At 67.0% G+C, this 21,952-nt stretch carries 20 protein-coding genes, 2 tRNA genes and 1 pseudogene; 13 read left to right on the top strand and 10 right to left on the bottom strand.

Annotation, left to right across the window (positions count from 1 at the left end; all coding sequences use genetic code 11):
• Window positions 1–35: 35 nt before the first annotated feature.
• Complete coding sequence (locus AC07DO_RS11625) at window positions 36–962, top strand: bifunctional DNA primase/polymerase (protein ID WP_479058804.1); 927 nt, start codon at window positions 36–38, stop codon at window positions 960–962.
• Between the two features lie 273 nt (window positions 963–1,235).
• Here the strand turns inward: AC07DO_RS11625 and AC07DO_RS11630 are convergent, their stop codons facing one another.
• A complete protein-coding gene (locus AC07DO_RS11630; RefSeq protein WP_479058806.1) occupies window positions 1,236–2,099 on the bottom strand; it encodes a helix-turn-helix domain-containing protein in 864 nt (287 codons plus the stop codon).
• Window positions 2,100–2,246: 147 nt separating this feature from the next.
• Between AC07DO_RS11630 and AC07DO_RS11635 the strand changes: the two genes are divergently transcribed.
• On the top strand, window positions 2,247–3,134 hold the full coding sequence (locus AC07DO_RS11635) for an alpha/beta hydrolase (RefSeq protein ID WP_479058808.1): 888 nt from the start codon (window positions 2,247–2,249) through the stop codon (window positions 3,132–3,134).
• Here AC07DO_RS11635 and AC07DO_RS11640 read toward each other — a convergent pair.
• Together AC07DO_RS11640 and AC07DO_RS11645 are read right to left on the bottom strand one after the other, a co-directional pair.
• Window positions 3,115–4,014, bottom strand: a complete 900-nt coding sequence (locus AC07DO_RS11640; protein WP_479059714.1) for an IS5 family transposase — start codon at window positions 4,012–4,014, stop codon at window positions 3,115–3,117. The two genes, AC07DO_RS11635 and AC07DO_RS11640, sit on opposite strands and share 20 nt — an antisense overlap.
• A gap of 527 nt (window positions 4,015–4,541) precedes the next feature.
• A pseudogene (locus AC07DO_RS11645) lies at window positions 4,542–4,835 on the bottom strand (transposase); the annotation flags it as partial.
• Between AC07DO_RS11645 and AC07DO_RS11650 the strand changes: the two are divergent.
• Window positions 4,805–5,185: a hypothetical protein gene (locus AC07DO_RS11650; RefSeq protein ID WP_479059753.1), complete on the top strand. Its 381-nt coding sequence runs from the start codon at window positions 4,805–4,807 to the stop codon at window positions 5,183–5,185. The pseudogene AC07DO_RS11645 and the gene AC07DO_RS11650 overlap by 31 nt on opposite strands.
• Before the next feature lie 144 nt (window positions 5,186–5,329).
• On the opposite strand, the gene AC07DO_RS11655 is transcribed toward AC07DO_RS11650, so the two are convergent.
• Window positions 5,330–5,403, bottom strand: a tRNA-Ser gene (locus AC07DO_RS11655).
• A gap of 376 nt (window positions 5,404–5,779) precedes the next feature.
• Here AC07DO_RS11655 and AC07DO_RS11660 point away from each other — a divergent pair.
• Window positions 5,780–6,631, top strand: a complete 852-nt coding sequence (locus tag AC07DO_RS11660) for a serine/threonine-protein kinase (protein ID WP_479058809.1) — start codon at window positions 5,780–5,782, stop codon at window positions 6,629–6,631.
• A gap of 2,445 nt (window positions 6,632–9,076) precedes the next feature.
• Here AC07DO_RS11660 and AC07DO_RS11665 read toward each other — a convergent pair.
• Entirely contained in the window at window positions 9,077–9,547 is a 471-nt protein-coding gene (locus AC07DO_RS11665) for an NUDIX domain-containing protein (protein WP_479058811.1), read from the bottom strand.
• Between the two features lie 2 nt (window positions 9,548–9,549).
• Window positions 9,550–10,296, bottom strand: coding sequence for an XRE family transcriptional regulator (locus tag AC07DO_RS11670; RefSeq protein ID WP_479058812.1), 747 nt, complete (start codon window positions 10,294–10,296; stop codon window positions 9,550–9,552).
• A gap of 246 nt (window positions 10,297–10,542) precedes the next feature.
• Between AC07DO_RS11670 and AC07DO_RS11675 the strand changes: the two genes are divergently transcribed.
• The 5 genes from AC07DO_RS11675 to AC07DO_RS11695 all read left to right on the top strand — a co-directional run bounded on the left by AC07DO_RS11675 (window position 10,543) and on the right by AC07DO_RS11695 (window position 13,648).
• On the top strand, window positions 10,543–10,725 hold the full coding sequence (locus AC07DO_RS11675; protein WP_150477940.1) for a hypothetical protein: 183 nt from the start codon (window positions 10,543–10,545) through the stop codon (window positions 10,723–10,725).
• Entirely contained in the window at window positions 10,713–10,958 is a 246-nt protein-coding gene (locus AC07DO_RS11680) for a DUF7848 domain-containing protein (protein WP_479058813.1), read from the top strand. The genes AC07DO_RS11675 and AC07DO_RS11680 overlap by 13 nt, the downstream gene beginning before the upstream one ends.
• Window positions 10,959–11,363: 405 nt before the next feature.
• Window positions 11,364–11,531 carry a hypothetical protein gene (locus tag AC07DO_RS11685; RefSeq protein WP_479058814.1) on the top strand — a complete coding sequence of 56 codons (168 nt, stop codon included), beginning with the start codon at window positions 11,364–11,366 and terminating at the stop codon, window positions 11,529–11,531.
• A 397-nt stretch (window positions 11,532–11,928) separates the two neighbouring features.
• Window positions 11,929–12,672: a hypothetical protein gene (locus tag AC07DO_RS11690; RefSeq protein WP_479058815.1), complete on the top strand. Its 744-nt coding sequence runs from the start codon at window positions 11,929–11,931 to the stop codon at window positions 12,670–12,672.
• Window positions 12,673–12,808: 136 nt separating this feature from the next.
• A complete protein-coding gene (locus tag AC07DO_RS11695) occupies window positions 12,809–13,648 on the top strand; it encodes a hypothetical protein (protein ID WP_479058816.1) in 840 nt (279 codons plus the stop codon).
• Window positions 13,649–13,782: 134 nt separating this feature from the next.
• On the opposite strand, the gene AC07DO_RS11700 is transcribed toward AC07DO_RS11695, so the two are convergent.
• Both AC07DO_RS11700 and AC07DO_RS11705 read right to left on the bottom strand, forming a co-directional pair.
• Window positions 13,783–13,867, bottom strand: a tRNA-Ser gene (locus AC07DO_RS11700).
• 71 nt (window positions 13,868–13,938) lie between these two features.
• Window positions 13,939–15,552: a S1C family serine protease gene (locus tag AC07DO_RS11705; RefSeq protein ID WP_479058817.1), complete on the bottom strand. Its 1,614-nt coding sequence runs from the start codon at window positions 15,550–15,552 to the stop codon at window positions 13,939–13,941.
• Window positions 15,553–15,785: 233 nt separating this feature from the next.
• Here AC07DO_RS11705 and AC07DO_RS11710 point away from each other — a divergent pair, with 233 nt between their 5' ends.
• The 3 genes from AC07DO_RS11710 to AC07DO_RS11720 all read left to right on the top strand — a co-directional run bounded on the left by AC07DO_RS11710 (window position 15,786) and on the right by AC07DO_RS11720 (window position 18,363).
• Window positions 15,786–16,634 (top strand): glycerophosphodiester phosphodiesterase, encoded by an 849-nt coding sequence (locus tag AC07DO_RS11710; RefSeq protein ID WP_479058818.1) that lies wholly within the window; start codon window positions 15,786–15,788, stop codon window positions 16,632–16,634.
• A 53-nt stretch (window positions 16,635–16,687) separates the two neighbouring features.
• Window positions 16,688–17,305, top strand: a complete 618-nt coding sequence (locus tag AC07DO_RS11715) for an ATP-binding protein (protein WP_479058819.1) — start codon at window positions 16,688–16,690, stop codon at window positions 17,303–17,305.
• Window positions 17,306–17,373: 68 nt separating this feature from the next.
• Complete coding sequence (locus AC07DO_RS11720) at window positions 17,374–18,363, top strand: DUF5926 family protein (RefSeq protein WP_479058820.1); 990 nt, start codon at window positions 17,374–17,376, stop codon at window positions 18,361–18,363.
• A 242-nt stretch (window positions 18,364–18,605) separates the two neighbouring features.
• Here the strand turns inward: AC07DO_RS11720 and AC07DO_RS11725 are convergent, their stop codons facing one another.
• Both AC07DO_RS11725 and AC07DO_RS11730 read right to left on the bottom strand, forming a co-directional pair.
• On the bottom strand, window positions 18,606–19,109 hold the full coding sequence (locus AC07DO_RS11725) for a hypothetical protein (RefSeq protein ID WP_479058821.1): 504 nt from the start codon (window positions 19,107–19,109) through the stop codon (window positions 18,606–18,608).
• Window positions 19,110–19,164: 55 nt separating this feature from the next.
• The gene (locus AC07DO_RS11730) at window positions 19,165–19,842 is read right to left on the bottom strand and encodes a bifunctional DNA primase/polymerase (protein WP_479058823.1); all 678 of its coding nucleotides are present in this window, start codon (window positions 19,840–19,842) and stop codon (window positions 19,165–19,167) included.
• Between the two features lie 453 nt (window positions 19,843–20,295).
• On the opposite strand from AC07DO_RS11730, the gene AC07DO_RS11735 reads away from it, so the two are divergent.
• Window positions 20,296–21,831, top strand: a complete 1,536-nt coding sequence (locus tag AC07DO_RS11735; RefSeq protein ID WP_479058825.1) for a PP2C family protein-serine/threonine phosphatase — start codon at window positions 20,296–20,298, stop codon at window positions 21,829–21,831.
• The last annotated feature ends 121 nt before the right edge of the window (window positions 21,832–21,952 follow it).

The raw sequence follows: 21,952 nt of genomic DNA on the forward strand, positions 1-21,952 counted from the left end.
TTCCCTTCTTCGAACATACGTACGAGCATGGAGCCATGGCCACCACCGACCGCCATGCCACCGCCCTCGCGCTCGCCCACGCGCTGTCCGCCGCCGAGCGCGGGCTCGCGGTGATCCCGCTCTCGCGCTCCAAACTTCCCGCCCTGCGCTCCCCCCACCACGAGGACCCCCACCCCACCGCCCTCTGCCACGGCCAATGCGGCCGTCTCGGACACGGGGTGTACGACGCGTCGACGGACCCGCGGCGCATCCGCGAGCTCTTCGCCGCGGCCCCCTGGGCCACCGGGTACGGCATCGCCTGCGGGCTGCCGCCCCACCACCTGATCGGCATCGACCTGGACACGAAGTCCGGTACGGACGCGTCGGCGGCCCTGCGCGAACTGGCGCTGCGCCACCTCTTCACGATCCCCGGCACCGTCGTCGTGAGCACGCCCAGCGGAGGGCGCCACATCTGGCTGGCCGGGCCGCCCGACGCCGTGGTCCCCAACTCGGCGGGCCGGCTCGCCCCCGGCATCGACATCAGGGGCGCGGGCGGCTACCTGGTGGGCCCCGGCTCCCGCACGGAACACGGCGTCTACAGCACCGTTCCCGGCACGGCGCACCTGCCACCCGCCCCCTGTCCGCCCGCCCTACTGCGCCTGCTCACCCCCTCGCGCCGCGCACACCGGCACGCACCCCCGCACTCCGCGCCGTCGCCCGTAGACCACCCGCCCCACGACCCGCCCCCGCACCATTCGCCCCATCCGCACCAACCGGGCCAGGGCCTGGTCCAGTTCGTACTCGCCGCACACGAGGGCCAACGCAACACACGCCTCTTCTGGGCGGCCTGCCGCGCCTACGAGAACGGCATCGGCGAGACCCTGTCCCCCCAACTCACGGACGCCGCGATCCACGTCGGCCTCACCGCACGCGAGGCCCACTCAACAATCGCCTCAGCGGCCCGCCTCACGGGTTACGCGTGAGCCACGCGTAATCGAACGCGTCCTCATGCCCCTCGGACGTACCCCGGCCTCGCGGTGCACTCGTCCGCGCCGTTGCCGTCAGGCCAGAAGGCCGTCACGCCGAGGCGTCGGAGTGAGGTCAGAACGGGACTCCCACCGGCTGCACCGCGACATTGATCCTCTTCAACTCGACGAGGCGCGGATGCTGAACCGGTTTGCATCTAGGGCCTGTTTCGTCAGTGGTGACGGTCCGCTGCTCCTCGAGCATTTCCGTCGCAGTGGTGCTCAGGAGAGTCACGGACTCTGGGCCGTGCCGCGGGCCAGAACGGCCAGTCGTTCCGCGTCCGAGGTGCCGGGTTCGGCCGACCAGAGCACAAGTTGCTGTTCTGGGGCACCGGCGTAACGGAAGGTGTCCCAGTCGAGGGTGAGTTCGCCGACGGTGGAGTGAGTAATGCGTTTGCTGCCGAAGTCCTGGTGCGCGACGCGGTGCTCGGCCCACCAGACGCGGAATTGCTGATCGGCAACGGCCAGCTCGCCCACGATAGCTGTGAGGGCCGGATCCGTCGGATTCGTTCCGGCTTCCATCCGCAGGACCTCGACGCAGGTACGGGCCACGTCCTCCCAATCCGGGTAGACGTCGCGCATCACCGGGTCGGTGAAGACCATGCGGACATAATTGCGCTCGGACTCGGGCACGGCCGCGAAGTCGCACAGCAGCTCCGCTGCCAGTGGGTTCCACGCGAGGATGTCGAGCCGTGGGCCGAAGACGATAGCGGGTGTGCTGGTGAGCTGGCCGAGCAGCCGGGTCAGGTGCGGGTGCACGTGGGGGCGAGGGGAGCGACGCGGTGTCTTGCGGTGTCCGGCCCGCGCGGCCTGGGTGGCCAGACCTTCCACGTACGTCCTTTGATCGCCGTCCAGCCGAAGTTCGCGTGCGAGGGATTCGAGCACCGGCGGTGACGGTGCCAGTCGCCCTTGCTCGATGCGTACGTAGTAGTCGGTGCTGATCGCGGCCAGCTCGGCCACCTCCTCGCGGCGCAGCCCCCGCACACGGCGCTGGGTGTGCGCGCGCTCGGGAAGCCCCACCTGCGCCGGTGTGAGCTCGCCACGGCGGTGCCTGAGGAACTCACCGAGCTCACGAAGATGCGCGGAACCAGTCACCTCTCCAGCATGGCACCAGGGCAGGGGCCCTGCCTGGGAAAGATCCTTCCTAGGAAGCAACGCGACCTTCCTGCGCCCGGCTGCCGGCCGGACAGTGGATGCAGGCCCGCAGATCGCCGGCCCCCCACGATCCCGCAGGAGCAGACAATGAGGACTGACGTCCGCTTCCCGACCAACAGCCTGCAGCTCGCCGGCCACCTCTACCTTCCCGACGGCGACGACGGCCCGCTCGCCGCAATCGTCGTCGGCCACCCCACGACCGGAGTCAAGGAGCAGGCGCCGGCGGCGTACGCGACGCGGCTGGTTAAGGAGGGATTCGCCGTCCTGACCTTCGACGCCGCCTTCCAGGGCGAATCCGAGGGCATGCCCCGGGGCCTGGAGGACCCCTTCCAGCGTGCCGAGGACTTCCGTGCGGCCGTCTCGTACCTCACCACCCGGCCCGAGGTCGACCCCGACCGTATCGGCGTGATGGGCGTGTGCGGCTCGGGCGCCTACGTGCCCTACGCCGCGCAGACCGACCACCGCATGAAGGCCGTGGCCGGCGTGTCCGGTACCGACGTCCCCAGCTTCTTCCGCGGCGCCGACCCCGAGGGCTGGCAGCAGATGGTGGCGAACTCCGGAAACCTCCGCAGCGCCGAAGCCGCCGGCGAGCCCGCGGCGACCTTCGCCGTGCTTCCCGAGACCGCCGATGCCGACACCCCCGCCCCGACGGCCGAGTTCGTCGACTACTACAAGACGCCCCGCGGCAGGCACCCGCGCTCCACCGGAGACATGGTCGTGCGCAGCGCCGATCTCCTCGACCAGTTCGACTCCTTCGCCGACGTCGCCAAGATCGCACCCCGCCCGCTGCTCATGATCGCCGGTACCGAGGCGGTGACCCGCGGGTTCTCCGAGAAGGCCGTCGCCGACAGCCCCGGCAACGCCGAGCTGTTCCTCGTCGAGGGTGCCACCCACGTCGACCTGTACGACCGCGACCAGTACGTGACTCCTGCCGTCACCAAGCTGGCCGAGTTCTTCAGCAAGCACCTCGGCTGAGTCGGCGAGCCTGAGTGGTCAAGGGCCGGGAGGGTGCTGGTCGCAGCCACTCTCCGATGGTCGCGACCAGCACGACGGCCTCATAGCGGACGGCTAACTTGTCGTATCTCGTAGGGACCGCGCGATGTCGCTTGAGACGGTTGATCCCGCACTCGACAGCATGGCGCTCGCGATAGTCGGCCGGATCGAAACGCGGAGGTCGGCCGCCGCGGGAGCCGAGCTTCTGGCGGTTGCGTGCCTGGTCAGCCTTGTCGGGAATGGTGCATCGGATTCCTCGGCAGCGCAGGTAGGCCCGGTTTCTGCGGGAGGCGTAGGCCCTGTCGGCCCGCACACGGTCGGGGCGGACGCGTGGCCGGCCCGGCCGTGTGCGGGGCACGCGGACCTTCGCCAGCACAGGCTCGAACTGTGGTGAGTCCCCCCGCTGTCCTGCCGTGACCACGATCGACATGGGCTTCTGACCTTGCTCGACGGCCGGGTGGAGCTTGGTGGTGAACCCGCCACGCGAGCGTCCCAGCCCGTGATCGCGGGGCTCGATGAAGACGCCGCCCGGTGATTCCTTCTGTCGGTCGCCTTGTTTGCGAGCCCCGGCCGCGTGCTGATGGGCGCGGCAGACTGTGGAGTCGACGCTCAAGTCCCACACGATCGCACCTTCTGCATCGGCCAAGGATTGGAGCTGTGTGAGAATCCGATGCCAGGTCCCGTTCCGCTGCCACCGGTGGAACAGGTCGTAGACCCGGCCCCACGGCCCGTACCGCTCCGGTACGTCCCGCCACGGCACACCAGTCCGGACCCGGAACCGTATGCCGTTGATCAGCTGCCGCCGAGGCCAGACCGGCGGCCGGCCCGCCTTCGTGCCCTTCGGTAGCAGCGGCTCCAGCATCGCCCACTGCCAGTACTTGGCATAATGCTCGAATGGATCCAGGTGGGACAGCGTCAATTGCCGGTGTCGCAGCCATAGTTGGCGCTGGGCTTGGCGCCTTCGGGGTCGTACATGCGGCGAAGAACACCACTGCTCGTGCTGTGAGCGGCGCTGCGAGTTCCCTTGGGTCATTTCCGCGTTCTGGCACGATCTGCCCTGGGTGATCCAGACGGCGCCTTGGGGCAGCGGCCCTAGGGCGCTTCTTTCGGATCACTGTGCTCTTCGCCGATTCTCAACTGGCCGTAGGTCGAGGCGAGGCTGGGGGCAGCCGCCGCTGCGGTCTCCCTGGGGAAGCCGTGGCCTGCTCGCAAGGTTCGCGTGTCGGCGCAAACAAGCCTGAATGCGAGAGGATTCCGTCATATCGGTGCCAGAAGGGCGGGATCGTCGTGATCGGGCGGACGGTGGACACGTCACGTTGGGATGCTGCGTTGGCGCACCGGAGCCCGTAGAGGCTGGGGGCCTCACGGGGGACCCCGGGGTGGCTGGCAGTACGCCTTGTCCGCCAGGACCGTGGTCGGTCGGGTACGGGGACGGCCACTGGGCCGGGGGACACGCAGTGCAGCCATGACAGCGCCGAAAGCGGGCGCGTCCCCCGCCTGCCCAGCGTTAAGGACGAAACACAGCGGTCGGCAACGGCTGTCGGCAGTCAGGTGGATCTTGGTCGTCAGCCCGCCGCGCGAGCGTCCAAGAGCATGGTTGCCCGGCTCTCGGGCGGGGACTCCTTCTTTCCGGGCACCGGACGCATGCTGGTGTGCGCGCACGACGGTCGAATCGACCGCAACCACCAAGCCCAGACATCAGGCGCTTCGGCGCTGCCCCGGACGGCCGGATCTTCCGTGCAGCCCTCGGGGGGCGAGTCACGTCGAACGAGTACTGCGCGGTCTGGGACGCGGCCCGCGAAGCGGTCCTGAGCCCTGCCGAACTCAAGTCGGGGCTGGCCAAAGTGACGTACTGCCTTCGTCATGCCGCCATTTCACCGAGGATCAAGCGCGGCGTGGACCCCGTGGAGGTCGCGTACCGCGCGGGCCACAGCGTCGCCGTGCTGTATCGCTTCTACGCCAAGATCCTGAAAGGGGGGTCGACTCATGCCAACCGCCCTAACCAGGAGGGGCTTGAGGCTGAGGACGAGTGACGATTCTGGCCCACGTATGGCCCACACGCCCTGGTCAGACCCGGGACACGGGCGAGTACGGGTGAGACAGGCTGAACACCAGAAGGGGTGCCCCTCATTGAGGGGCACCCCTTCTGACCAGTCAATACGCTGACCTGCAAGCGGTGGGTGTGGGATTTGAACCCACGGTGGCGTGAACCACGACGGTTTTCAAGACCGTTCCCTTAGGCCGTCGGGGATCTCGTCTCCGTGCCCCCCACCTGCTAGGCAGCGCTCGCCGGCCGCCAGCCACACACGCTTCATGGAGAGGGTGGTCCACACGGGGTCCAAACGGCAGAGTAGGAGCAAGATCGGCTCGTGCAACCTTCTGATCCGGAGGATCGGGCACCCCCGCATAGGCAGTAACCCGGGCCGCACAATCTGATCGCTCAGCACAACGGTCATGTGCGGCTGTAGTTGCAGTTGCAGTTGCCGTCACGACTGCCGTCAACGCCGACCGGGCGACAGTGCCTGGGACTTGTGAGAGTCCAAAGACGGGCAGCTGGTCAACTTCCACCGGCACTCTTGAAGTCACGACAAATTCCGTCATGCTTATCTGGCATACCACCACTGCCCATGCTCATCGACGCGGGGAGAGGGATCTTGGTCGAGCCAGCCGTGCCGAGGTTCACTGCTGAAGAGGTCACACGGCAACTGGGCGAACAGGCCACATTTTTGGGGGCCGGTTCCTTCGGAGACACGTGGCACGTAGGCGACGACGCAATCAAGATCATCTGTACTGACGACTACTCCGCAGCGCGCTTAGAGCGAGAGGTCGAGGGCCTGCGGCGCGTGGACTCGCCTCACGTCGTCGCCTTCCGCGGCTCCATGACGCTCCGACTAGGCGACAAACCGAGGCCTGCTCTGAGGTTCGAGTACATCAATGGTGGCGACGTTGAGGGACGGCTGAATGCGAACTCACTGCTTCCCACAGAGCACGCCGAGGAATTCCTGCGATGTTTACTAACCGGCGTACAGGCCCTTCATAGAGCTTCAACAATTCACCGCGACATAAAGCCCGCCAACATTGCCTTACGAAACGGACGCTGGCAAGATCCGGTAATTCTAGACCTTGGTCTAGCCAAACAGCTAGATGCGAGCACCATCACTGTCTACCCTGGCCACATCGGCACCTTTCCTTACATGGCCCCAGAGCAATTGATAGGGCAAAGAGCGAGAAAGGCTGCCGATCTGTGGGGGATTGGCGTTACCACCCGCCAGGCGCTGACAGGGCGGCATCCATTTTACGAGGTTGGTGAACAGTTCAACGTGGATGAGGCGTATAGACGTCTATCAGAAGGTCCACGACCTTTGGAGAACACCTGCCCGGAACGCGTATCAACAGTTTTACAGCGGCTTACCTCGATGGTCGAACATGAACGAGGTAGCGTCACAAGCAACCTAATACGCCTGAATCGTCAAAACTAACTGGGGGGGATCATGCATCAGGACGAGCCAGATCCTATGCCGGAAGAGGATCTCGATTGGTCTACGGGTGTGGATGATGAACTTAATTGGTCTGCTGTAGACGAGGAAGAATTAGAAAATGCGACACTTGATGCCTACTTAGATGCCGATGACGAATATGCAGCACTCCCAAGCGAGGATGGATTCCTCATACTCAGCGGGGATGCCGCAGGGAGCGTGGTTAGCGCCCCACCGGCAGGAGCGGTAGTAAGTAAGTCGCGTAGCGTGCCTCCTAGAATTGGTCGCGACGAGGCACTGGCCGGCCACCTACCCATTTACCTGGTTCAGCGTGGCAGCAAGAATTACAAGTACATTCCTCGCGTTCTAGCTGGCCTACATGCCTCCTACGGCGATGACCTGGCTCTTGGGATTATTGCCAACATTCCTGCAGCCACAACTCAGGCGCACCGAGCCTTCTTTAACCTTTCGTCGGTGTCTGCGCTTAAAATTGCGGATCCCCAATGCTTCCTTCTGGATACAGGAATCTTGAGGCTAAGCAAAGAGCCGATTTCCGCACGCGGATACAGGTACGCCCCTTACCTTCGCTTCGGGGAGTCATCCGACTGGTTGCATCGCGTGCTTGAAGCGCAGCGAGCCACTGGCGCGAATCTTCTGCTAACGCCAGGTAGAGCAATCGACCCTGATGACCCTCAACCATCGCTTGATAGCACATGTGAGCAAGGTGACGACGCACTATCGCTGTTGGAACAAGGCGAGCGTCTCGCGCTTAATCTCACACTACCGTCCCGTTGGCTCTCCAACGAGGCCCTCAGGGATCGCCTGCTGAACCAGATATTGGACCAGGACCAGTTCCACACTTTGTACGTGCGTGTGCAGTGGTCACAGGGTAAGTCCTTCACGCCCCCTGACGATGCGGCATTAGTCACGGGTATAAAAAAGCTCTCCAACCTTTGTGCCGATGAGGAGCGAAGTCTTCTACTTCCCCAGACAGGACTGACCGGATGGTACGCCCTAGCGCACGGTGCTTCAGGGTTCGGGCTCGGGGCCAGCGGAACAGATCAAGCATTCGCTGAGTACGCCTTCCGTGGGCGTTCAAAGGGTTCCCAGCCAGTCGAGAGGTACTTCGAAAGGCAGTTACTGCACACACTGGACCGGAGTACACACGCGGCACTGATCAAAGCACCTGGATACGTTAATTGCGCCTGCCCGTACTGTCCCGCACTTCTAGCAAGCGAGCCGTGGTCTCACGTACTTTCCGCTCTCCACTACCTCCACAGCGTCGGAGAACTTACAGCCAAAGTGCAACGAGACTCGGTTCGTAATGGCCGGCATGCGGCAGTCAGGAGAATAGTGGCAGCCGCCTCAAAATACGCAAGCGGCCTGCTGCTCAGCGCCGAGGAGTCTCCAAGACATCTGCGCGCCTGGGGTCAGGCCCTGTAGAAGTTGTGAGATCGCTTCCGAAGACTTGCCGGATGGGGCCGCTCACCTCTCCTCGCATACACAACTCTGCGGCCCGCTCCACCAGAAGTTCTCGGTACACATTTACACCCGGGCGCGACCTACCTGATTTTGCGTGGATCAGCGGCTGAAGCCCCTTTGCCTGGCTAAGGGACGCCAGGCCGATGCCCGAATTAGAGAACCAGTCCCAATAATTAAGGGCTGGCGCACACGACTCGGAATCAACCACCAGCCACGCTTCGTCAGCCGCCAAACCGTGGCGAAGGGTCTGTTGATATCCACCACGCCAATCTCGGATCTTGGCCTCAACCGTGCAAATTCGAGAGGCTAGGCTGCGAAAACGATGCGCCGCCAGCCACCTTCCCCGAGATTGTTTTACTACATGCCCACCCTCTGCGAGCTTTGGCAGGATCGACGAAGAGATACGCCCGGGGCTCAAATGAGTACACTTTGCAATCTGCAGAGGTGAAAGCGAGTCATCCAAAGATCGCTGCAAAGAAGACAGAACACTCATACTGGAAAGATCCAGAATCAAGCCCTGCGCCCGCGCGCGACGTTGGCTTAAGGCACTCTCATCGAAACACACAAGAACCACATCAGGAATACCGGATGTGGTTTGGACCTCGAAAAATACCTTGCTGTCGAAGTTAACCAGCCTAGAAGCTTGATTTACTATGGGCCCGAGCATGTCGGCTTCTCGCAAAAATTGAGCTTTCGGCACTAGCGCAACCCCTCTCAGTTTGCAATACAGGCCAGGCTGCCGCGAGAATCCTACCGGGATGGGCCTTGATATTCGACTAACAATACGGCTAAATCGAAAACCCTCATAGAGGTGCACCCACACAGCCGAACATCAATCAGAGGTGGCCAAAGTTGAACGGAAGCGCAAGAAACGCCCTATAGGTTGACTTGGCAAACGCGACGCCGCCGACTCATGGGCCTCTGGAAAGAATCGTAAGACCGTTCGCGAACCGATTTCAGCGTCGGTTAGCCAAGATACGGACGCTCGCGTTGCTCCAAGAAGTGCTGAAGCCTGAGATGCTGGGTGTGATGCATCGGCAGGTCCTCAAGCTCCTCCGGTCGGACGAAGCGAAGTTCAGTCGACTCGTTGGAGATCGCGAGCTGTCCGCCAACGGTTCGGGCGGTGAAACAGACGTTGAACTGTCGTCGCACCTCTCCGTCTGAATACTCGATGATGTGCTTCGGGTCGGTGTACGTGCCGACCAGGCCCGTGATCTCGACGTCGAGGCCGGTCTCCTCCTTGACCTCGCGAACCGCCGTGCCGGGCAGGGAATCAGTGAGGTCCATGCCGCCGCCCGGCAGCGCCCACAAGTCGTTGTCCCGGCGGCGCTGAAGCAGAATGCGCCCCTGCTCGTCCGTGACGACCGCTGAGGCCGCTACAACCATGCTGTTCGGCTTCGGGGCGTTCGGGTCATCGTAGTACTCGGTGCGCGCCATGGTCACTCCTCCTGCTGTACCGGCTTCGCCGTCGCCCAGACCGCGTCGAAGCTCTGCCCGTAGGTGTCGAACATGCCGCCTTCCCCGTTACGGCGGAGGTGCCACACCGGGGCACCGTACGCGTTCGCTCCCCAGACGTGGGCGTTGACCAGGAGCTGGTCGTCGGCGCGGTACAAGGAGTTGTAGAGCGTCGTTTCGTGGGTCCTTATCTCGATGCCGGATACCCCGACGAGAGGTCGGTAGTGCATGAGGGCCAGTCGGCACCGGGACTCGATGCCGTGCCCGAACCGCTCCTCCTGGCCGCGTGCTTGGACGTTCGGGCTTTCGGCATCGCCTACTGCGATGCGTACGGAACAACCCTCGGCAGCTCGTTCGCGCAGCAGTTCGTTGAGCCGCGGGTATGCCTCGTGCAGGAAGACGGCCGCGTAGACCAGGACGTCGATGCGCTCGCGGGCCTGGGTCATCATGTCGACGAACGCGGATACAGGGAGGTCGGCTCGTTGTTCGTAGAGGGCGACGAGTTCCGGGCTGATCGCGCGGGCGGCGCGGGCCTGTCGAAGCGCCGGCCAGAGTGCGTGCACGTCTTCTCCTAGGGCTTCAGCTGCCTCCAAGGCTGTGGCACGGCGCGGCGTACGGCCCAGATTCACCCAGCGCTCAACCGACTTGGGGTCGACCTCAACGGCCTTCGCGAGTCCGGCGTACGTCCAGCCTCCGGCCGCCATGACGGCTCGTAGTCTCTCGTTCTGCATGAGTCTCCCCCTGAGTCTCGGGACGGCACTAGGGACGTTTTACCCGACGCGGGACGTCCCGAAGTGGGGTTTGGGGGTTGTTCCAAGGTCCCCCCTGTTGACCCGATGCTTCTGCGCACGAGCACGGATGGATACCGACTGCTTGCGGGGCGACGCGGACGCTCCGATTTGGCGTCAATCCACTCCGTCGGCGAGTAGGAGGCAGAAGTGATCGACGACGCGTCCCTTCCGGCTGTCGGCACCCTCATGGTCGATACGCGCACTGGCAAGACGGGCATAGTCACGGGACACGAGGGCCCGTACGTGCAGCTTCGTCCGTCTGGTGGAGGCACCGAGTGGGACGTCCCTCCCGACGCGCTTCGACAACCCACCCAATCCGAAGGGATGAGCTCCAAAGTGGCGGTCGCCAACAGGCGGTGGGGACTGTGAGCCCCCGGGCGGTTCTGAGGTTCGAGAATTGGACCCTCGAACCCGACGCCGAGCCCGACTCGGAGCCAGTCACCTACGCCATGCAGTGCGCTGTGGACGAGGAGACGTCACCGGCCAGCGAGGACTGGGTGACGCCTCAGGACTGGGTTCTGAAGCACTGCGGCAAGCATCCCTCCCACCACACCTACCGCGAGATCATCACCCGCCCCTGGCGGGCCTGGAGGCGGCCCTGATGCGACGAGTGATCACGAGACTGGGGCAGTTCACCGGACCGCTGATGATCATCATGATCTCCGGCTCCTGCGGCCTGGTCATCGGCTTCACGCTGGCGTCCGGCGCCCTGCCTCTCTGAACCCTCACCCGACAACAAAAGACCGGACCACCCCTCAGCCTGGACAGCATTCCGGGTGGTCCGGTCGAGGAATCCCTGTTCAGGACCCCGGTGCCGATGGTACCGGGGTGATCGGCGTGCCCGAACGCGGGTTCGGCTGCAACCCCGGCTCCACACAGTCGAGTCGGAGAGGAACAACCTTGCGCAGCGGCCCGTGCATCCCCAGTTCTGACCTCAGCCACCGAAAGTCAGCCACGACGGCGGGACGGCCGAACGAGCACCCGCCACGTATGCCTCCAGCAACCCCGTGCCGGTCTCAGCCACGCTGCCTCAATGCGTCACGGCCCGCACCGCCGACCGACCTTGGCGCTTCGGACGCGGCCTCGGTTCGGTGCTCGTCGGCCTGGTCCTGGTGCTCGAAGTGGTCGAGTTGCTTCCTGGTCCCCTCGACCGTCTCGGCGTTGTTGCGCGCTGAGTGGCGGGAGGCCGCCGGAGCGGTGGCGGAGACATGGAGCGGCGGCGGCCCCCGGCCGCCAGCGCGCGCGGCACGCCGCAGGCGGGCCGCCTTGATCCAGTAAAGAAACTCTGAACAGCTCGCCTCCTCGGGCCTTCTCAACTCGTCGAGGTCGGCATGTCACACGGACGGACCGGAGCACACCTCTATGGGTGCAGCACGGTAGATCAGCGCGCGATGGAGGGCGGGACCTGGTGGACGAGACAGGGATAGCGGCACTGGACGACGAAGTGACGCGCCTTGCCGTGGAGTTGGCCGAAGTGGCGTCACTGTTGGAGCAGGTACGAGAAGAGGTCAGGCACCTCCTTGACCGTCCCCGCCCTTCAGCAACTGCCTTCGGTATGCAGTGGAGCGGGAGTTGCTGACGACGCTCCCCCTCGACAAGGTCGATTGGACCGCCCCGGAAACGGACGACGAGATCGACTTCCGGTTCGTGCCGGGCCCGAAGCTGGCGCGGAAGCTGATCGAAGCAGTTGGGGCCCAGGGGCAGCGTGGCCGCCACCTGATGGCCTTCTTTGGCTGCCTGTACTACGCGGCCAACCGACCGGGCGAGGCGACCAGCCTGCGAGAGCAGGACTTCACTCTGCCCGAAGAGGGCTGGGGTGAGGTCCTGCTGTCCTCTAGCACGCCCCGGGTCGGTTCCGCGTGGACAGACACCGGGGAGTCCTTCGACTCACGCGGCCTGAAGAAGCGCGCCCGCAAGGCGACCCGTGCCGTGCCCATCCCGCCCGTCCTGGTCCGCATGATCCGCGACCACATCAAGGAGTTCGGCGCCGCCGAGGACGGCCGACTGTTCCGCGCGGTCCAGGGCGGCCACCTCCTGTCGAAGGAGTACGGGGAGCTGTGGAAGGCTGCCCGCCTCGCAGTGCTATCGGAGTCCGATGCCGCCTCGCCCCTGGCCGAGGTGCCGTACTCGCTACGGCATGCGGGCGTCTCGCTCTGGCTGGAATCGGGAGTCTCCCCGGCAGAGGTCGCCCGGCGCGCGGGCCACAGTATTGCGGTCCTCTTCCGCTTCTACGCCAAGGCGATTCATCGCAACCAGCACCGCTCCAACCAGCAGATTGAGCAGGCTCTCGACGCATCGGAGGCAGATGAGGTGTAGTCGAACCGCCCACCTAAGGCCTGCCTGAAAATCCTTGGCGAAGCTCCTCTCGCGCGTACCTAGACGAGAGGAGCTTCATTGTGGGACCTGGCAAAACCAATCCACAGCTGGGCAGTCCGGTCTGTACGCTCCGTTCATGACCAGCACGCCCCGTGAACGGTTCTCTGTGCGCCTCGGCATCCGCGAGTCATTTGATGCCGCCCCCTATGACGGCGTGCCGCCGCATCTTCGGCAACCGCTCGAGGACTGGGTCGCCACTCGTGTCCGTGTTGGCGGCGGCGCCTATGCCGTCGAGCTATGCCTCCGTCTCCGGATCGTCCCAAAGCCTTTCGAGACTCCCCCCGACGCACTTCAGTCTGCGGACGCTATGACCCTGCTTGACGCCGTCGACGCCATCCTGAACTCGGAGGATGAGCGCGCGGGAGGTGACCCCGGTGGTTATCTCGCTCGCATGCTTGATACCGCCGGTTCCGCTTATCGAGTCAACGAAGCCAAAGACGGGCTGGAGTTGAGGGTCGACCCAGCAGTACGCGAGTCGGTTGGCCAGGCAGTCTCAGACGCGCAGAACAACCCTTCTTCCGGCTCCGGAGCGGAGCACCTTGCCGCCGCTTGGCAGGCGTCCTACGGGCTGCACCCCGATCCCGTCCGGGCTTACAGCGAAGCCATCAAAGCCGTGGAGTCCGCCGCACACGGAGTCATCCAGCCCAACCACGCACGCGCCACGCTCGGCACGATGCTGGGCGAGATAGGCAATGCCCGGGAGAAGTTCGTAACCACGCTCTCCACGCCTGCTGGGAAGGACCCCCTCGCCCCGGTAGAGGCCATGATGCGCGCATTGTGGGACGGGCAGACGTCCCGCCATGGCAAGCAGACCGCGACCGTGCCGGAGACCCTCGAATCAGCACGTTCCGCTGTGCATCTCGCTGCCACGCTTGTTCAGTGGTTCGCTTCGGGGGGCGTTACTCGTAATCCCTGACGTGGTCCACGCCTGGTCCACACACTGTGATCAACAACGCGACAGACGTGGATCAGGGCGAGACAGCGATCACCAAGAAGGGGTGCCCCAGGTCTGAGGCACCCCTTGTGACCAGCACATACGCTGACCTGCTGCGGTGGGTGTGGGATTTGAACCCACGGTGGCGTGAACCACGACGGTTTTCAAGACCGTTCCCTTAGGCCGCTCGGGCAACCCACCCCGCGCCGTCGTCCAACGGAAACGGGACCGGAGGGACCGGAACCGGACGGCGCGGGAACAAGACTAGCGGGTCAGCTGTCGCCCTTGCGCTGGCCCAGCGTCACGTCGACCGTGTGCTCCTTGCCGTCGCGCTCGTATGTGATCTTGACCTTGTCGCCGGGCTTGTGGGTCCAGATCTGGCCGATCAGGGTCGGGCCGCTGTCGATCACCATGTCGTCCAGCTTCGTGATGACGTCGCCGGGCTTCAGGCCCGCCTTGTCCGCGGGACCGTTCGGAGTGACCGGCTCCGAGCCGCTCACGGCCTTCTCGGAAATCGTCGCGCCGTTCTTGCTCTCCTGCTGGAGGGAGACCGACGCGCCGATGACGGGGTAGACCGGCTGGCCGGTCTTGATCAGCTGCTGGGCGACCTGCTTGGCCTGGTTGACCGGGATCGCGAAGCCCAGGCCGATGGAGCCCGACTGGCCCTGGCCGCCCAGGCCGCCGCTCTCGGCGGGCTTGATCGCGGAGTTGATGCCGATGACCGCGCCGCGCGCGTCCAGGAGCGGACCGCCGGAGTTGCCGGGGTTGATCGACGCGTCGGTCTGCAACGCGCTCATGTACGAGCTCTTGCCGCTCTGCCCGCCGTCGCTGGAGGTCACCGGACGGTTCTTCGCGCTGATGATGCCGGTGGTGACCGTGTTCGAGAGGCCGAAGGGCGCGCCGATCGCGATGGTCGAGTCGCCGACGGCCACCCGGTCGGAGTTGCCGAGCTTGAGCGGTTGCAGGCCGGACGGGGCGTTCTTGAGCTTGATGACCGCCACGTCGTACCCCTCGGCGCGGCCGATGACCTCCGCGGCGTACTTCTTGCCGTTCGAGAACGTCACCTGGAGCTTGCCGCCCTCGGCGGCCGACGCCACGACGTGGTTGTTGGTGAGGATGTGGCCCTGCGTGTCGTAGACGAACCCGGTGCCCGTGCCGCCCTCGCCGCCGCCGCTCTGCGCCTCGATGGTGACGACGCTGGGCAGGGCCTTGTTCGCGATGTCGGAGACCGATCCGGGCTCGCGCTTCAGGTCGGCGGGCGTGTCGGGCGCGGAGACCGTGGTCGAACTCGTGTCGCTGTCGCCGCGCTCGGCCGCCCAGTAGCCGACGCCGCCGCCGATGCCGCCCGCGAGCAGGGCGGCCGCGAGCACCGCGGCGACCAGCCCGCCGCGTCGGCCGCCGGGCTTCGGCTCCTGCGGGTGGTACGAGGCGCCCCAGCCCGAACCGGAGCCGCCGTCCGTGGCGTACGACGGCACTGCGGGAGGCTGCGGCGGAGGCCAGTTACCGGCGCCGGAAGCGGCCTGCGGGGCGGGGTGCGGGGTGGGGTGCGGCGCGCCGTGGTGAGGGTGAGCGGTGCCGTGCGGAGCGCCGTGCGGAGTGTTCTGCGGCGCGCCCTGAGCCGCACCGTACGGCGCGCCCTCCGGAGCAGCCGCCGACGGAGTCGCCGGAGCATGGCCCGGCGTCTGACCGGGAGCCGCCTCGGCGGGAGCGTGCGCGGGGGCGGAAGGCGCCCCCGCGTGCCCCTGCTGCCCGGCGGACCCGACGGACCCGGAGGCGGCGGAGTCGGTGGAGGCGGCGGAGTCTGCGGGAACAGCGGGAGCGTCCACCGGCGCAGGGGGCGCGGACGGGGCCTGGGGTACCTCGTTGCCCTCGTTCTCGGTGCTCACAGCTCTTCTCCTCGGTCCATGCTGTCGTTACGGCGTTCTCGGTCACGGCCTGGTGGTGCCGGCTGTGCGGACCCTGCGGCTGTCATGCGGTCGCACGGTTACCTTCGCAGTTGTCTGCAGTCAGCTTTTCCCATGGGCTGTCAGGGCACCATAAGCCGATCCTGTGTGTCCGGCTCCCCCGGAGGGCCTCGCCCGGCGAGCCTCCGGGTACCCCGTGATGGCACCATGACGCGGTGACCCTCGCACGACAGCACCAGATTCAGGTCGTCGCCCACCGCGGAGCCTCCGAGGACGCTCCCGAGCACACGCTCGCCGCCTACAAGAAGGCGGTCGAGGACGGTGCCGACGCCCTCGAATGCGATGTACGGCTCACCGCCGACGGCCACCTCGTCTGTGTCCACGACCGGCGCGTCAACCGTACGTCGAACGGCCGCGGCGCCGTCTCCGCCCTCGAACTGGCCGACCTCGCCGCCCTGGACTTCGGCTCCTGGAAGAAGCACCACGGAGAGGCCGAGGAAGACCCGGACTGGGCGTCCGCCACGGGGGAGGCCACGGGTGCGGACACCTCGGTCCTGACCCTGGAGCGCCTCCTGGAGCTCGTGGCCGAAAGTAATGCCTCGGGCCGCCGCGTACGGCTGGCGATCGAGACCAAGCACCCCACCCGCTGGGCGGGACAGGTGGAGGAGCGCCTGCTCCTGCTGCTCAAGCGGTTCGGCCTGGATGCGCCGCCCGCGGAAGGCCCTTCGCCGGTACGTGTCATGAGCTTCTCGGCACGTTCGCTGCACCGTGTCCGGGCCGCTTCCCCGACGCTGCCGACCGTTTACCTGATGCAGTTCGTCTCGCCGCGCCACCGGGACGGACGCCTCCCCGCGGGAGTACGCACCGCTGGTCCGGCCATGCGGATCCTGCGCAGCCACCCTTCGTACGTCGCGAAGCTGAAGCGCGCGGGACACCAGGTGCACGTGTGGACGGTGAACGAGCCGGAGGACGTCGAACTCTGCGCCGAACTGGGTGTCGACGCGATCATCACCAACCGCCCGAAGCAGGTTCTGTCACAGCTGAACCAACTGGGACTCCATTAACTCCGGTTACAGGGAGTGCACCGGCGCGTTCGGTCCGTATTCGATCGTCACGAGTGCGTCACCGGACGTGGATTGGCCGGTTTCCGGTCCAGTCCAATGGGGCATCCACACCGTGGCGTGGGGCGAAGGAGGTCTCGGGGGTGGCGTTGGTGGTGGCACGGGAGGTGCCCACGTCGTCGAGCATGGCCGTTCCCCATGGCCCTGCGGGCGTGGGGGAAGCAAGGCACCACATGCGCAATCAGCTGCGCATGAGCGGGGTGTCCGAGTCGGTCGTCGACGATGCCGTACTGATCCTGTCGGAATTGCTCAGCAACGCCTGCCGGCACGGCAGGCCGCTGGGCCGAGGAATGGTCGGCGACGGCGACGTGCGCGTGGCGTGGCACGTCGACGAGGCGGGCCGGCTGACGGTCGAAGTGACGGACGGCGGCGGCCCGACCCGCCCGGTGCCGGCGACTCCGTCGGTCACGGCGCACGGCGGCCGTGGGCTCAACATCATCACGGCGCTCTCCGACGCCTGGGGCGTCCGCGACGACGTGCACGGCGAGGTCACCGTGTGGGCCGTCGTGCAAGGAGGACACCACCACGAGGATTTCGCTACGCGCGTCGCCGCTCCGTCGGCGGCCGCGATATCCGAGCTCGCCTTCGTGGACCCCTTCGACGATCTGGACTGAATCCGTGAACGGCTAGGCTCGCGCCCGTACGGAAGAGTGCAACAGAGCCGCAGCCGGGAGACACCCAGATGGCCAAGAAGCGCCCTCAGACCAAGGGCAAGCAGCAGTCGCAGGTCAAGGACGGAGCCCGCACCGGCGGCGCTGAGAACTATCCGGTCGTCGGCGCCCGTGAACCCTGCCCCTGCGGCTCGGGCCGGCGCTACAAGGCGTGTCACGGCCGGGCCGCCGCGCACGCGGTGACCGAGCTGGTGCAGCGCCCCTTCGAGGGCCTGCCCGGCGAGTGCGACTGGATCGCGCTGCGCGAGCTGGTGCCCGCGGCTACGGTCGAGCTGACCCTCAAGGAGAAGCTGCCCGACGGCATTCCGTCGGTGTCCCTCGCCACCGTGCTGCCGATGGCGTGGCCCGCGCTGCGTCGCGACGACGGTTCGGTCCTGCTCGGTCTGCAGAACGACACCTCGTCCGGCGACATCAGCCGCGACCTGGCCGACACCCTCCAGCGCGCCCTGGAGGCCGAGCCGGGTACGCCGGTGAAGGGCCGCCGCGCCCCGGCCGACGGTCCGCGGCTGCAGGACCTGATCGACCCGGAGGGCCGTTTCGAGCCGGTCGTGCACGCGGGCTTCGAGTTCTGGGTGCCGGACGCGGAGAACGCCACGCCGGAGGTGACCGCCTCCCTCGAACGGGCGAACGACGCCGCCATTCCGACGGTGAAGCTGACCGGAGTGGACGCCGCGTACTGGTGCGAGGCGACGGACAAGAACCACCTGCGCTGGGTCATGCCGCACCCCGAGGAGCAGCTCCTCGACGCGCTGGCCCGGCTGCACGCGGCCGGTACGTCGAGTCTCGGCGAGGGCACCCGGCTGGTCGGTTCCTTCCGTGCGCACGGTCTGACCGTTCCGGTGTGGGACCTGCCGAGCGGTGTCACGGCGGCGGATGTCGAGAAGCCCGCGGCGGAGTTCGCCGAGCGGCTCGCGACGGCGCTCGCCTCGCAGACCCCGCTGACCGCGGACGAGCGCCGGGCGCGCGGTGGCCTCACCAACCGCCAGGTCACGCTCAGCTGACCGCACCGTTCCCACGCTTACCGTCCCGTACCGGCTGACGCACCAGTCAGTCGGTACGCCTATGAACGGAATCGGTGACTCCAGTCACAACTCCCCGTAGCGGTAAGTAAATCCCTGTCCGGATAACTTGGATCGAATTTGCCAAGAGCCGATCTCTTGTTACCGTTCAGGTAGCCCGGTTGCTGGTGCATCCCCCGTCGCCAGCAACCGGGCCCTTTCATGCCCGGGAACCGGTCAAGGGCTCAACTGTCCTGCGGGGCTGCCGAGTTGCTGCCCGAGCGCAGCAGCAGTCCGTCCGCCTGGCCCGCCGCGTACTCCGCCACGGCCGAGTACGCCGCCGCGGCGCCCGCCGACCGCTCGCGCGGGGTCTCGCACGCTGCCGGTTCGTCACCCGCCTCCACCTCGCAGTGCATCTGCACGGTGCGTCCGCCGGGGCCCATCAGGGTCAGGACGGCGGTCAGCTCGTCGCCGGTGGCGTTGCGGTAATAGGTACGCGCCCAGGTGTCGCGGCCCAGGGTGAGCACACAGGTCTGGGCCTCGATGCCGTCGGGTGAGGAGAGTTCGGGGCCGCACCGGGAGGCGCTTTCCGCGCGCGGCTCCGAAGAGGCGTTCGAAGGGGCGGTTGCGGGGGTGGGGAGGGCCGACTTCGCGTCACCTTCGCCCACCGGCCCCGCGGACGCCCCGGCGAGCGGCAGGAGAACCGTGACGGCCGCGACGCCCAGGAGCATGATCAGGCGGGGTTGCATGAGCCGAAGATAACGACAGTGGGCGCGCGGTCGGCTCGCCGCGCGCCCAATTCCCCTACAACTCGGGCGCGCTCACACCCGTACGAGTGAGGGCGTCGACGACGGCGTCCACGACGGCCTCGACGTCCGGCACCCAGGGTGCGGCCGATCCCGGCAGCGGCGCGCGCTCCCAGCGGACCGGACCCTGGCCGGTCACGGAGGGCGGCAGGGCGATGTAGCCCCCTTCTCCGTGGAAGCGCAGGGAACCCGGGACGTAGTCCTTCGTGTAGAGGAGTTCGCCCAACTGGGCCATGGAGTACGGCGCGACCAGGATGTGGAGTCTGGCGTCGGTGGCGACCACCGGGCCGAGCCTGATGCCCGCCTCGTCGAGCACGGCGAGGGCGCGCGCGCCGGCTTCCGCGGGGAGGCTGACGGCGCACGGGGCGCGGTCTCCGGTGGCGAGGACGATGGGCGCGCCGGGTCGGTTGGTCCACCACCAGCGGACCATCCGCTCGTCGGTGGTGGCGGCGAGGAGGCCGGGGTCGAGGGGGTGCGCGCCCGGTACCGCGCAGTCGGGGTCGGGGCAGGCGCACCGGGTGCCGTCGCGTCGGTCGAGACCGACTCCTGGCAGTACGGGCCACCGCCATGCGGTCGCGAAGGTCAGAGCCGCGCCGAGCTGTCCGGCGCTCCGGCCGGGCTTCCTTCCGATTCGCCAGGACAGGAGCCTGCGTCGCCTTCCGAGGATCTCGCGCATGAGCGCTCGTTCCTTTCCGTTGCACGCCGGCGTTAGCCGGGGAGACTGCGGGCCACATCACACCATGTGTGGATCACTTCGCTGTACGTACGAGCTGGCACATCTGCACCCAGCCTGCGGCATGGGGAACCACTCTGAACCGAGCGTTGACGTGGCGTGGGGTGGCGGCGCCTGGCGTTTGCCGTCCCGCGATATTGCTTGCCGCCTCCGCCACGGGAGGATGGGGCACGGTCGTCGTGAGTTAGGACGCCCGGGTCCTTCGACAGGTTCCGGATCGATCCCAACTGCCCCTGGCCATCACTGAGTACGTACCCAGCGCGACCACTGCAACGCTTTACCGAGCAACCTCAGTCGATCCTAATATGCCCCAACCCGGCGCTATTTTCAGCCATCTTTCCAAGATCTTTTACAGTTCACCGAACTCCCCCGAACACCATGAATCCCGGCAGGGCAATGCTGGACATCCCCTCACCAGTGCGTGTACATCTGGAGACATTGCTAGCGGCGCATAACGACATGGGGGTTTGCGATGCTTTTGAGCATTACGCACCGGCCGGAAAGCCGTCAGCCATGAACGCCCCGCACCTTCCGAAAGTGGCCGGAATCGATTCCACAGTTCCGCCACCGGCACACACTGTCGCGCCCACCGCGCAGACCACACCCGCCGCGGCACGCCCGGAGGGCACTCCCGCCGCCGGCGCACCCGGCGCCGTGATCCAGGACCGGCTCGCGGGCTGGGTCTCCGACCTCACCACCCTGCACGAACTCACCGAGCGCCTCGCCCGCACGGCCACCCTCGACGAGGCGCTGCGCGAGCTCCTGCGCGCCGGAGCGGCCCTCGTGGGCGCCCGGCGCGGCCTCGCCGTCATCGAACCGGCCGACGGCCTCGGCCCCGAGACCACGATCGGCCTGGGACTCGGCCGCGCCGACCTCGGGCACATCGAGACGGTGCCGCGCCGCGCCACCTCGTACGGCAGGATCCTGGACGCCGCCGAGGGCAGACCCGGCACCGTGCCGGACGAGATCGCGCAGCCCGACCTCCTCGCCGACGAGAGCCTCGACCCCCGCCACCGCGAGGTCGCCGCCGTCCTCGGCTACGCCGCGAGCTACGCACTGCCCCTGGCCACCGGGACGGCAGGCCGGCTCGGCGCCGCCGTCTGGCTGTACGACGAACCCGCGGAGCCCGACGAGCGCCGACGCCACCTCGTGGGGCTCTACGCACGCCAGGCCTCCGAGCACGTGGCGCAGCTGCTCGTCCTGGACCGCGCCCGCACGACCGAGGCCACGCTCCGCGAGGAGCTCATGCCCTCGCGGCTGCCGCGGGTCGCCGGAGTGCGGCTCGCCGCCCGGCACCGCACCGGGCCGCGCGGCGGCGGCGACTGGCACGACGCGCTGCCGCTGCCCGACGCGGCACTCGGCCTCGCGGTCGGCTCCGTCACCGGGTCGGGCCCCAGCGCCGTGGCCGCGATGGGCCGCCTGCGCGCCTCCCTGCGGGCGTACGCGGTGATGGAGGGCGAGGACCCCGTGGCCGTCCTCTCCGACCTGGAGCTGCTGCTGCGGCTGACCGAGCCCGCGCGGTCGGCGACGGCACTCTTCGCATACTGCGAGCCCGCCCAGCGCAAGATCGTCCTCGCCGGCGCCGGGCACAGCCCGCCACTGATCATCGGGGAGCGGCGCACGGAGTACGTGGAGACCTCCCTGTCCGCGCCGCTCGGCATGCTCGCCTGCTGGGAGGCGCCGAGCGTGGAGTTCTCTCCGGAGCCCGGAGAAACGGTGCTTCTCTACACCGACGGTCTCCTGCACCGCACCGGCGACCCGATGAACCGGGCCTTCGCGCGGCTGCACGCGGCGGCGGCGAGCGTCCCCAAGAGCATCAGGGACGACCCCGGGGCGATCGCCGACCACGTGCTGCACACCGTCCTGCCCGACGGGCTCGACGCCGTGGACAGCGACGAGGACGTCGTGCTCCTGGCGGCACGCTTCGAGTGACCGCGCGTGGGCACGCGCGCGTGGCGGGCTTCCGGGTGAGACTCCGGGCACGCTGTGTAAGTGGCCTTCCGGCCCTGGGACCCCTTCCGTACGCCCGTACGATGGAGGGTGGCCCAGTGTC

This window comes from Streptomyces sp. NPDC045678, assembly GCF_056432085.1.